General features: G+C 61.0%; 12 protein-coding genes. 6 read left to right on the top strand and 6 right to left on the bottom strand.

What is annotated here, in order from left to right:
- Positions 1 to 9 precede the first annotated feature (9 nt).
- Positions 10 to 456, bottom strand: a complete 447-nt coding sequence (locus tag ACR0KJ_RS13920; RefSeq protein ID WP_170454883.1) for a DUF4174 domain-containing protein — start codon at positions 454 to 456, stop codon at positions 10 to 12.
- A gap of 165 nt (positions 457 to 621) precedes the next feature.
- On the opposite strand from ACR0KJ_RS13920, the gene scpA reads away from it, so the two are divergent.
- From scpA to ACR0KJ_RS13890, 6 genes are all read left to right on the top strand, one after another.
- Positions 622 to 2,748, top strand: a complete 2,127-nt coding sequence (scpA, locus tag ACR0KJ_RS13915; protein WP_170624357.1) for a methylmalonyl-CoA mutase — start codon at positions 622 to 624, stop codon at positions 2,746 to 2,748.
- A 104-nt stretch (positions 2,749 to 2,852) separates the two neighbouring features.
- Positions 2,853 to 3,455: a VOC family protein gene (locus ACR0KJ_RS13910; protein WP_480585149.1), complete on the top strand. Its 603-nt coding sequence runs from the start codon at positions 2,853 to 2,855 to the stop codon at positions 3,453 to 3,455.
- The gene (locus ACR0KJ_RS13905) at positions 3,452 to 3,940 is read left to right on the top strand and encodes an N-acetyltransferase family protein (protein ID WP_480585151.1); all 489 of its coding nucleotides are present in this window, start codon (positions 3,452 to 3,454) and stop codon (positions 3,938 to 3,940) included. Before ACR0KJ_RS13910 ends, ACR0KJ_RS13905 begins: the two co-directional genes overlap by 4 nt.
- A 45-nt stretch (positions 3,941 to 3,985) precedes the next feature.
- Entirely contained in the window at positions 3,986 to 4,666 is a 681-nt protein-coding gene (locus ACR0KJ_RS13900; RefSeq protein WP_170454875.1) for a molecular chaperone DjiA, read from the top strand.
- A gap of 4 nt (positions 4,667 to 4,670) precedes the next feature.
- Positions 4,671 to 5,663, top strand: a complete 993-nt coding sequence (locus ACR0KJ_RS13895) for an endonuclease/exonuclease/phosphatase family protein (RefSeq protein ID WP_480626954.1) — start codon at positions 4,671 to 4,673, stop codon at positions 5,661 to 5,663.
- 37 nt (positions 5,664 to 5,700) lie between these two features.
- Complete coding sequence (locus ACR0KJ_RS13890) at positions 5,701 to 6,075, top strand: hypothetical protein (RefSeq protein WP_480626953.1); 375 nt, start codon at positions 5,701 to 5,703, stop codon at positions 6,073 to 6,075.
- A 12-nt stretch (positions 6,076 to 6,087) separates the two neighbouring features.
- Here the strand turns inward: ACR0KJ_RS13890 and ACR0KJ_RS13885 are convergent, their stop codons facing one another.
- The 5 genes from ACR0KJ_RS13885 to ACR0KJ_RS13865 form a co-directional block, all read right to left on the bottom strand.
- Entirely contained in the window at positions 6,088 to 7,632 is a 1,545-nt protein-coding gene (locus ACR0KJ_RS13885) for a Ppx/GppA family phosphatase (protein ID WP_170454869.1), read from the bottom strand.
- Positions 7,633 to 7,681: 49 nt separating this feature from the next.
- Complete coding sequence (locus ACR0KJ_RS13880; protein WP_480626952.1) at positions 7,682 to 8,371, bottom strand: HdaA/DnaA family protein; 690 nt, start codon at positions 8,369 to 8,371, stop codon at positions 7,682 to 7,684.
- The gene (locus ACR0KJ_RS13875; RefSeq protein WP_170633992.1) at positions 8,372 to 9,445 is read right to left on the bottom strand and encodes an AI-2E family transporter; all 1,074 of its coding nucleotides are present in this window, start codon (positions 9,443 to 9,445) and stop codon (positions 8,372 to 8,374) included.
- Between the two features lie 88 nt (positions 9,446 to 9,533).
- Positions 9,534 to 10,508: an isopenicillin N synthase family oxygenase gene (locus tag ACR0KJ_RS13870; protein WP_170737528.1), complete on the bottom strand. Its 975-nt coding sequence runs from the start codon at positions 10,506 to 10,508 to the stop codon at positions 9,534 to 9,536.
- The gene (locus ACR0KJ_RS13865) at positions 10,508 to 11,872 is read right to left on the bottom strand and encodes an FAD-dependent oxidoreductase (protein ID WP_480626951.1); all 1,365 of its coding nucleotides are present in this window, start codon (positions 11,870 to 11,872) and stop codon (positions 10,508 to 10,510) included. Before ACR0KJ_RS13865 ends, ACR0KJ_RS13870 begins: the two co-directional genes overlap by 1 nt.
- Positions 11,873 to 12,027: the final 155 nt, after the last annotated feature.

The following is a 12,027-nucleotide window of genomic DNA, read 5'->3' as shown; positions in this document are numbered from 1 at the left end:
CAAAAACGCTCAGCCGCCCTCGCGCCGCTCGCGGATTTCGCGTTCGCGCAGGGGGGTTTTGTCGATGGACCGGCCAATCTCACGCACACTCCACGGCGAGGGCTTGCGCAGTTTGACCACGCCGTCCTTGTCGACAAACACCATCTGGAACCCACGCGGGCGCAGTTGCGACCGGATCGGGGATCGGGCCGACGGATCGGTGTCGGTCAGGACCACCACATCTCGGTCCCGCATGGCCTCTTCCCCCTCAAGCAGCATGTCGACCTGTTGCTGGAACCGGGGGTCGGCTGGCGTGTCTGCGAAGACGATTATGGGCCGGTGGGTCCACAGAAATTCAGACAATTCACTGTCGCCGACCGGGCGGACAAATTCATCATCAGCAGGTGCAGACCCGTCAGCGGCCATCGCGGCCAGCGGGATTAGTGCCGAGAAAACAAGGGCAAGCGTTCTGTTCATGGGGCCTCCTGTCCCGTTGAATATAGCCTCTGCGCGCGCGAATGCGACTGACGAAATGCACATGATGCTCAATTTGTTGCGCGTTGCCCCGACCGATTGGATGCTGATCAACCATACGCACGGATTGCAGCCATCTGCGATCCGAATTGACAAGAGGACCCCTCAATGACCGACACAAAGGATTGGCGCGCGCTGGCCGAGAAAGAGCTGCGCGGACGGCCATTGGACGATCTGACCAAGGAAACGCTGGAAGGCATCGACGTCAAACCGCTGTATACGCAGGAAGACACCGCCGATCTGCCGCATATGGGCTCGCTGCCCGGTTTCGGCCCGTTCACGCGCGGCGTGAAGGCCACTATGTATGCGGGGCGCCCGTGGACGATCCGTCAGTATGCCGGTTTCTCGACCGCCGAGGAATCGAACGCGTTTTACCGCCGCAACCTGGCCGCCGGTCAGCAGGGCGTCTCGGTCGCGTTCGATCTGGCGACGCACCGCGGTTATGACAGCGACCACCCGCGCGTGGTTGGCGACGTGGGCAAGGCCGGTGTGGCCATCGATAGCGTTGAGGACATGAAAATCCTGTTCGACGGCATTCCGCTGGACAAGGTCTCGGTCTCGATGACCATGAACGGCGCGGTGATCCCGATTCTGGCGAACTTCATCGTCGCAGGCGAAGAGCAGGGCCATGACAAGTCGCTGCTGGCGGGAACCATTCAGAACGACATTCTGAAAGAGTTCATGGTGCGCAACACCTATATCTACCCGCCCGAGCCGTCGATGCGGATCATCTCGAACATCATCGAATACACGTCGAACGAGATGCCGAAATTCAACTCGATCTCGATCTCGGGCTACCACATGCAAGAGGCCGGGGCGAACCTGGTGCAGGAGCTTGCCTACACGCTGGCCGATGGCCGCGAATACGTACGCGCCGCGACCGAGGCCGGGATGGATGTGGACAAGTTCGCGGGCCGTTTGTCGTTCTTCTTTGCCATTGGCATGAACTTCTTCATGGAAATCGCCAAACTGCGCGCGGCCCGGACCCTGTGGCATCGCGTTATGACCGAGTTTGGAGCCAAATCCGAGCGTTCGAAAATGCTGCGCACCCACTGCCAGACCTCGGGCGTCAGCTTGCAGGAACAAGACCCCTATAACAACGTGATCCGCACCGCCTATGAGGCGATGAGTGCGGTTCTGGGCGGCACCCAGTCGCTGCACACCAACGCGCTGGACGAGGCGATTGCGCTGCCGACTGACTTTTCGGCCCGTATCGCGCGGAACACCCAGCTGGTGCTGCAGGAAGAAACCGGCGTGACCGATGTGGTCGATCCGCTGGCGGGCTCTTACTACGTCGAAAGCCTGACCAACGAGTTGATCGAAAAAGCCTGGGCTTTGATGGAAGAGGTTGAGGAGATGGGTGGCATGACCAAGGCCGTGGCCTCGGGTATGCCCAAGCTGCGGATCGAGGAAAGCGCTGCACGTCGTCAGGCGATGATCGACCGGGGCGAAGAGGTGATCGTCGGCGTCAACAAGTACCGCAAGGAACAGGAAGACCCGATCGACATTCTGGACGTCGACAACGTCGCCGTGCGCGAGGCTCAGGTCGCGCGTCTGGAACGTATCCGTGCAACGCGGGACGAAGCGGCCTGTCAGGCCGCGCTTGAGGCCCTGACCACCACCGCCCGCGAGGGCGGCAACCTTCTGGCCGCCGCCGTCGAGGCCGCCCGTGCCCGCGCATCCGTAGGAGAGATCAGCATGGCAATGGAAAAAGAGTTCGGCCGTCACCGCGCCGAAGTGAAAACGCTGGCTGGCGTCTATGGCGCGGCCTATGAAGGCGACGAAGGTTTTGCCGCGATCCAGAAATCCATCGAGGAATTCGCCGAGACCGAAGGCCGTCGCCCGCGTCTGCTGGTGGTCAAGATGGGCCAGGACGGTCACGACCGCGGTGCCAAGGTGATTGCCACCGCGTTCGCCGATATTGGCTTTGACGTGGATGTCGGCCCGCTGTTCCAGACGCCTGCCGAGGCCGCTCAGGACGCGGTGGACAACGACGTGCACGTGATCGGCATTTCGTCTCAGGCGGCGGGGCACAAGACGCTGGCACCGCAACTGGTCGAGGAACTCAAGAAAGCCGGCGCCGAGGATATTATCGTCATTTGCGGCGGTGTGATCCCGCAGCAGGATTACCAGTTCCTGTATGACCACGGCGTCAAGGCGATCTTTGGACCTGGAACAAACATTCCCGAAGCGGCGCAGGACATTCTGCGCCTGATCAGCGAAGCGCGCGGCTAACAGCGACCGCGGTTTTTCGACGAAAAATCTTGTGGTCCGCCGCCTTTGGCGAAAACATGCGACCAGACCTGCTTGGGTCTGGTCGTTTTGTTGGGAGGGCGCGCATGATACTCGATCATTTGGCCGTTGCGGGCGAGACGCTGGAAGAGGCGTCCGCGCATATCGAACAGGCGCTGGGTGTACCGCTTCAGCCCGGCGGAAAGCACGAGAAATTCGGCACCTATAATCGCCTGCTGGGCTTGCGGGATGGTCTGTATCTGGAAGCAATTGCCATCGATCCGGATGCTCCGGTGCCCGAGCGTACCCGCTGGTTCGATCTGGATCGGTTCGCAGGCAAGCCGCGCCTGACCAACTGGATATGCCGTGTGCCCGATATCGAAGCGTCGCTTGCTTTGTTTCCCGATGGCGTCGGCACGCCGATTGATCTGACCCGTGGGGCATTGCGCTGGCGCATGGCTGTGCCGCCCAATGGCCGCCTGCCTTTTGACAATCTGTTTCCCGCGCTGATCCAGTGGCAAGGCGATCTGCATCCGGCGCAGATGTTGCAGGACAGCGGGTGCAGCTTGCGGCGACTGGTGGTGTACCACCCGGACGCGATGCGTTTGGCGCAGCATCTGGGCGCACTCGATCTGGTTGTCTTTGACACCGGTCCGGTGTCCATGCGGGCCGAGTTTGATACGCCGCACGGGCTGCGCGTGCTGGAATGAGGGTGCGTCAGGCCCAACCTTCGGACGCCGCCGACATTGCCGCGATCAACAACGCGATCATTCGCGACACGCTGGTGACCTTCACAACCGACGAACGCAGTGCCGAGGCGATTGCAGCCGACATCCGCCAACGTGGCCCATCCTATCTGGTGGTCGAGGATCACGGTGCGGTACTAGGCTCTGCCACCTACGGTCCATTTCGGCACGGGCCCGGCTATGCCCGTAGCTGCGAGCATGCGATCTATTTGGCCCCAGATGCGCGGGGCAAAGGCGCGGGGCGGGCTTTGATGACGGAATTGGAAGCCGCCGCATGTGCTGACGGAATCCATGTTCTGGTCGCCGGGGTGTCCTCGGCCAATCCTGCGGCCATTGCGTTTCACAAGGCGTTAGGGTTTCAGCAGGTCGGCCTGATGCCGGAAGTGGGGTTTAAATGGAACCGGTGGTTGGATCTTGTGCTGATGCAGAAAATTCTTGCCACTGAGTGACCTGTTCCACCTGACAGTCCCGAAATGGGACGCTAGGGTACGCCCATGTCGATCTGGACCCGCATATCCGATGCGCTGAGCGCGCTGGCCCAAGGCGAAAGCCTGACCGCTGTTTTCGAGAAGCTGCGCTCGCCGCCCGAGCGATCCGTGGCATTTACCATCGCGGTGATTGCCCTGGGCGCCAAAATGGCCAAGGCCGATGGGCAGGTGACACGGGATGAGGTCACGGCCTTCCGCGATGTGTTCCAGATCGCGCGCGAGGATGAGGAAGGCGCTGCACGCGTCTTCAACATGGCGCGGACAGATGTGGCAGGCTATCAGGACTATGCCCGCAAGATCGCCCGGATGTTCGCCGAAGACAGCACCACGCTGTGCGATTTGATGGAGGGGCTGTTTCACATCGCAATGGCGGACGGGTTCTATCATCCTAACGAGAACGAGTTTCTTGAGGATGTCAGTCGCATTTTCGGCCAGACCGACGCGCAGTTTCTGGCCCTGCGCGCGCGTTTTGTGCCGGATGCGCCAAACGATCCTTACGTGGTGCTGGGTGTCTCGCGCGATATGCCGGTGTCCGAGATACGCAAAGTCTGGCGTCAGTTGGTGCGCGAGACCCATCCCGACGCTATGATGGCAAGGGGCGTGCCGGAAGAGGCGATCCGGCTGGCCGAGAAAAAGATGATCGACATCAACCGCGCCTGGGACGACATCAACGGCGCGCGAGCCTGAGCGGATGCGGCTGGCGACCTACAATATCGAATGGTTCGCCAATCTGTTCGACAAGAACGACGCGCTGATCGTGGATGACAGTTGGTCCGGGCGGCACGACGTGACCAAGGCGCAGCAGGTCGAAGCGATTGCCAAGGTTCTGACTGCGCTGGATGCGGATGCGATCCTGATTGTCGAGGCTCCGAACACCGGACGCAAACAGAACACCGTGCGGGCGTTACAACAGTTTGCCGAAGCGTTCGATCTGCGAACAAGTCATGCGATCATGGGGTTTGCCAACGATACCCATCAGGAACTGGCGTTGCTGTATGATCCCGGAGCCCTGACTGCGCGACACGATCCTCGGGGCGATGCTCATACGCCCCGTTTTGATGGCGATTTCCGCATCGATCTGGATGTGGACGCGACCGAAGATGTGGTGCGCTTTTCGAAACCGCCGATGGAACTGTCGATCCAGACACAGGCCGGATTTGAATTTCGTCTGATCGGGGCGCATCTGAAATCCAAGGCACCGCATGGGGCGGAAACGCGGGACGAAGCGATCCGGATTTCGATTGCCAATCGGCGCAAGCAGTTGGCACAAGCGATCTGGTTGGCCCGGCGGGTCGAGGCGCATGTCGAGGCGCAGGAACCGGTGATCCTGCTGGGGGACCTCAACGACGGGCCGGGACTGGATGAGTTCGAACATCTGTTCGGGCGATCCTCGGTCGAAATCTTGCTGCAGGCGGGTCTGTTTGATCCGCATGCGGTGACGGCACATGGCCCGCGACCGGGCTCGGTCCCCTCGACTGCGCGGTTTGCGCGGCCCAAAGAGGGGAAGTTCCTTGAAGCGCTGCTGGATTACATCATGATCAGCCAGGACCTGCGGGCCTGCCGCCCGGCCTGGCGCATCTGGCATCCGTTTCGAGACACGACCTGCTGGTCGAACCCGGAACTGCGCGAGGCGTTGCTGACGGCCTCGGACCATTTCCCGGTCACGCTGGATATCGATCTGTGATCTTTCCTCACGCCACCCCGGTGCCTATATTCCTGACATGAAACACATTCTGATCATCGCCGCCTTGTCGTCCGGCATCGGTACAACTGCGTTCGCGCAGGAAGAGGACAGCAAATCCCTGATGGAGCAAGGGGCCGAACTGTTCCTGGAAGGCTTGCGCAAGGAAATGGAGCCTGCATTGGACGAGTTGTTGGGCATGGCAGAAACCTTCGGCCCGGCGATGCAGTCCTTTCTGGAAGAAATGGGCCCCGCGCTGGCGGAACTGGCCGCAGAGGTCAAGGACTGGAGCGCCTATGAAGCGCCCGAAATACTGCCAAATGGCGATATTATCATCCGTAAGAAGCCAACTCAGGACGCGCCAGAGGATCCGAAAGCCGAGGAAGAAACCCCTGACGAAGGCACGGATATCTGAAGCGTTTCGTGCTTAACCTTTGATGATCACCCGCGCCTCGGATTTCAGCGCGCTTGAGAGCGAGTTCAGGCGCGCCTCGGCCACTTCGTTGAACAGAGGACCCGCGGCTTTGGGCAGGAACAGGTCAAGCTGCCGCTTTTTGGGATAGAACCGCAACCGTCCCATATTGGCATCGTTATGCATCCACAGCATCGCGCCGAACCGCATCGCCTTGCCCAGAATCTCAGCCTGTTTTTGCCCTTGCTCGTCCAGCAGCTCGTAAAACGGTGCGAACCGGTTGCCTTCGCGTTTGTTGCGATAGCGATGCTGCAAGGCGAGGCCGATAAAGACCCGTTCCGAGTGTTTCAGGCCCCCCAGATTGGCGCGGGTGACATAGTCAAAACACACCTCGGCCCGGTAGTCGGGATGCGCGCGCCAACTGACGTCGTGCAAAAGGCACGCCGCCTTGATCAGCCGAACCCGCGCGGGCGGGGCGGATTTGAACAGGGGCATGACGAAGTCATACAGGTGCCGCCCAAAGCCCGGCAGGCGCGCGTCTTTGGATTCGGAAAATCGGCTGGCCTCGATCAGCGGGTCGCGGTCGCGGATTTCCTGCGACATTTGTTCGTACAGCAACCCCTCGCGGATGCCATAGCTTGAGATCGCGATATCCTTGGGTTTGAAGGTGCGGATCAGTCGGGCCAGAACATCCATCGCATAGGGGATCAAAGCCATCCGGGAACTGGACACGCCAGCCTGACTGCGCAGCTTGTCGTGATCATTGGCTTCGATGAACTTGATCGTCTCGCGCACCTGTTTGGTGGTCATGCGGTATTCGTGCATGACATTCAGTGGGTAGCCGCGCCGCAACATGTCCAGCCGCGCAAAGGCGCGCCAGCTGCCGCCGACCAGAAACAGGCGGTCGCGCTGCTGGCCAAGCTGCGCGCGCAGGTCTTCCATTGTGCCCTTGATGTGTGCTTTGCGCGCCCGACGCCCGCCCTTGATGTCGCGCAGTTTCAGGGGGCCAAGGTCCGAGGTTACACGGCGACCCACTTGCCCGTCGCCAATCTCGGCCAGTTCCATCGAGGATCCGCCGATGTCGCAGATCAAACCATAGGCTCCGGGCCAGCCCAGCAGCACGCCCTGAGCGGACAGCCGGGCCTCTTCCCCGCCGTCGATCACGGCCACATGCAGGCCGGTTTCGGCTTTGACCTGGGCGCAGAAATCCGGGCCGTCCTTTGCCTCGCGCACGGCGGCGGTGGCAACGACATGCAGGCCGGGCAGGTCCAGATCGCGGGCCAGATGCTGGAACCGGCGCAACGCTGCCAGCGCCCGGTCGCGCCCGCGCGGGTTCAGCTTGCCGGTCTCGGACAGGCCGGCGCCAAGCTCGCACATGACCTTTTCGTTGTAGAAATAGGCGGGCGAGCGCGCCGCGCCGTCAAAGATCACCATTCGGACCGAGTTCGACCCTACATCGACGACCCCCACCCGCGACAGCGCGCGGCTGCCAGGGTCATCGAACAGAGGTTTACCGAAGGGGCCCCAATCCGGGATGTCGGTTTCGACGGTCTGATCCATGTGTCTTCCAGATATTCCAGACGTAAGATGCGAAATCCCCGGTGCCCGGTCAATCGCCAGTATCCATTTCGTATTGGTCCGTGTTCAGAACCCGGATGGCCAGCGACCGCGTGATTTCGCGCTTTTCGGCCAGCGCCAGTTGGTCCAGTTGTTGTACAACGTCCGCTGCGGTTTCAAAGCGGCGGTCCATGTGTTTGACCAGATAGGCAATGACCTCGGGTCCGGGGTTCAGCTGGCGGTCGACGAACAGCTTGGCCAGCACTGCACCCAACAGCGCGTCATCGGGGGGATCCAGTGCTACGTGATGCGCACCCTCGACCCGGCTTTGCAGATCGGCCAGCGGCAATTGCCAGAACCGAGGCGCAAGGCGGCCGGTCATCAGCAGGGCGTGACCTTCGGCAAGGACCAGATTGTGCAGGTGAAACAGAACCTTTTGCTGTTCGATATCGGCAGCAATATCCGGCACGTCTTCGACCGCGATGGCCGAGCGTGCCAGTTCCGGCACCTCGTCATGTTGCAGGTCCGCCGCGCGCACGATACGTCCCCCGGTTTCGGCGGCCCAGACATGTGCCAGATGGGTCTTGCCCGCGCCTGCCAGGCCGCTCAGCACCAGTTTGTTGCCGGGCCAGGATGAGGCCGAAATCATCGCCACGGCCAGCGCATTAGAGGGCGAGACAAAGAAATCCTCGCGCCCCAGCGCGGTTTTGGCTGGTAGATCAAAGCTCAGTTGTCGAGCCATTTATTTGTCTTCCTGATCCGGGCTTTCAAGGCCGGTGTAAAGGCGACTGTCAAGATAAAGCGATGTGCCGAACCGCGCTACGACCCCCAAGGCTGCGGCGACAGGCACAGCGATCAGCATCCCGACAAATCCGAACAGCGCGCCAAAGACCGACAGGGCCAGCAGCAGCCAGACCGGGTGCAATCCAACCGAACTGCCGACCAGTTTGGGCGTCAGGAAATTGCCTTCGGTCACCTGACCCAGCGCGAAAATCCCGGCAACCAGACCGATATGGGCCCAATCGCCCCAGAACTGGAACAGGGCCAGCCCGATGGCCAGAGTACCCCCGATCAGCGCGCCCAGATAGGGGATAAAAGTGACCAGCCCGGCGATAAAGCCGACGATCAGCCCGAACTGCAGGCCGACAATCATCAGGGCAACTGCGTAGTAGGTACCCAGGATCAAACAGACCGTGCCCATACCGCGTACGAATGAGGCCAGAACCGCATCGATCTCACCGGCCAGCCGCTTGATTGTGGGGGCGTGATCGCGGGGCAGAAGCTCTCCGATACGGGCGATCATACGGTCCCAGTCCAGCAGCAGGTAGACCGCGACAACCGGGACGATGACCAGCAGAACAACGATGTTGATGGCCGAACCCAGCGAGGCCAGCACCGTTTCCAGCACGTCGCCGGTTTTCGATTTCAGGGTTTCCCCGAATGAGACCAGCATCTGGTGGGTGCTGGATTCGCGATCGAGCAGCGATGGGAATTGTTGTTCGATGAACCCGCGCAATTGTTTGAACAGGCTGGGCAGGATATCGACCAGCTCGAGCAGCTGCGTGATCAGGGCCGGGACGACCATCAGGATCATCAAGACGAATCCCAGAACGCCGACAACGGTTATGATGCCGGTCGCCGCAACCCGAGACAGGCCCAGCTTTTCCAGCCGGTCCGCAACCGGATCAAGGAAATAGGCAATCGCACCGCCAATCACAAAAGGCAGAAGGACGTCGCCCAAGGCCCACAGGATCAGAATGAAAATCGCTGCGGCGAAGCCCCAGTATCTCAGTTGATCCTTTACCGGAAGCGCCATGGTCGTCCTCGTGCTTTGACCGTCGGGGATGTTCTTCGCTTATACCGGCACATGATGCAAGCGGTTCATGACACGCAGATTTAGGCGCTCAATCCGCCAGCGTCCCCAATTCCGGAGTGTCGCTTGTCGCCGCCTCGTCCGGCCAGTTTGTGCGCCAGATTTCCGCGGACCAATGACCGCAATGCACGGCCGGGCGATCAAAACCGGGCAGGGTGGGCAGCAGCGGCTGGACCACCACGTCATGGCGCGGGACGGCGAAATAAGGGAATGAATACCGTTCCTTGCCGGATCGATTGACGACGCGGTGCGGTGTCGATTTCAACCGCCCGCCTGACCATAGCTCTAACATGTCGCCAATGTTTACGACAAAGCCACCTTCGGGACAGTCAGGTGTGATCCAGCCACCATCGCGGGTTTGCACCTCCAGCCCGCCAACCGGGTCGGGGGCGATGATTGTCAGCGCGTCGGTGTCTTTGTGCGGATGGATACCATACCCGTCCTCTTCTGCGGCTTGCGGCGGATAGTGCAGCAGGGTCATGTTGGTCAACGGATCGCGAAATGCGTCTTGCAACTGCCCCGGTGTCAGGTTCAGGCCAGTTTCAAGCGCGCCAAGCAACAGGTCGGTCACGTGGTCCAACTGGGACCAATAGTTCAGAATGACCCCGCGCGCCTCGGGCGCGTGGTCAGGCCAGATATTCGGGCCATACAGCGCACAGACCTGCCGGATTTCCGCGTCTTCCTGGACTTCATGATGCAGCTTGTAGCCTTCGTATTTGTCAGCTTTGCCCGACCCGTCATTCGGGGTGAAAAACCCCATCGGAATGTAGCCGCGATAGTTTTCGCGCGTGATGGCCTGATCCCATTTGCGGCTCTCTTCCAGGTCGAAGATCTTGCGCACCGTCTGCCGGACCTGATCGACGCTGCCCTGCGACACGCCCGTCCCGGTAATCGACAAGAAGCCGATGCCAACACAGGCGTCGAGTATCTGTTGCGCCGTTGCCTTGTATTCGGGGCTGTCCGGGTGTGCCAGTGCCGAGATATCTATGGTCGGGATTGTATCCATCAGTTGATCCTTACGCCCTGACGTTCCAATTCAGTATGCACGGGGGTCAGATTCAACCGATCCAGCTCCTGATTGCTTTTCAGCGACAGCGCGGCCGCAATGCCTGCGCCCTGACCCATGACGGCGCAACAGGCCATGTTGCGTGTGGCGGCATGGGCCACCCGGTCCGCACCGTGCGAGCGCCCGGCGACCAGCAGGCCCTTGACCCCTTTGGGCAGCATCGAGCGATAGGGGATTTGCATGTATCGCCCCGTGGTCGGCAGGATCAGGATGCCGTAGCCGTCGATGAATTCGGGGTAGATGCCGATCGTGTCCTCGAACCGGCCCTGATGGCGGGCGTCATCCTCGGTCATATTGTAAACCGCGTCGATCTTGCGGGTGTCGCGGATGCCGATGGTCATGCCAAAGTTCCGAAGCCGCGCGTTTTCGCATCCCGGCATAAACCGGCGCAAGGCTTCGATGGCCAGCATCGACTGGCGTCGGCCTTCGATCTCACCCTTTGTCAGGCTGTCGGGGTCGGTGCCGTCCACCTCGGCCAGATGGATGAGGTTCATATAGGTCAGCTCACCCGTGTCATGCATCGCACCCCATGTGCCCGCGATGGTGTTCAGATGCGGCGGAATCAGCCCCTGATCGATGGCTTGCTGGAACGGCTTGTGCACGAAGGGTGAGAACATGTCGTCCTCTTTTCCGCTGGTCTCGATATTCCATTCACCACCGCCGCCCCAGTCCTTGTAGGTCTGGGGGTCGGCCTTTACGCCCTCCATGAACGCGCGCTTATCGACGCCTGCCAGATGGAACATGACCGAGGCGGCCATCATGTCTTCGCGCGGCGTCTTATGCGTGGGCGCTCCGGCACGAAGGGCCACATCCGCGTCGCCTGTGGCGTCGATCACCACCTTGGCCAGGATCGCCTCACGCCCGGCTTTGGATTCGGTAATGATGCCGGTGATCCGGTCGCCGTCCATGATCGGGGCGACGAACTGACGGTGCAGCATCGGATGCACGCCCGCTTCTTCGACCAGCTTGTCGGCCACCAGTTTGAAGCCTTCGCTATCCAGCTCATAACTCAGCGACTGGCTTTCGGGCACTGCCGCGCCCATCTCTTTGGCGCGGGTTTCGAACTCCATGCCGATGCCGCCGGCTTCGACGGTCTGTTCGTGGCGATACCAGGCGAACCCCTCGACCCCCACGGCGGTGATATTGCCGCCCATGCAGCCGAACCGGTCGACCAGAGACACCTCGGCCCCCGCCCGCGCCGCCGCCAACGCAGCCGCCAGCCCGGCGGGGCCTGAGCCGACGACCAGAATATCGGTTTGGTGCACCACTGGGATTTGGCGGGCGGGTTCCTGAATCGTCTGCATCGGCACCTCATGGGTTTTACATTCCTGTCACAATTGAAAACCCTGACTGGCGGGTCAATCAAAAACCGACAGGTCCGGCGTCGCAAATTCGCCAATGCCCGATTGCCCCCGGCGGGGCTTTGGAATAATGACCTTTGAAGTCCAAATTCACCTTT

This window comes from Ruegeria sp. AD6, assembly GCF_056542325.1.
The sequence above is the reverse complement of the archived record's forward strand: the minus strand, read 5'-3'. Positions and strand labels throughout refer to the sequence as shown.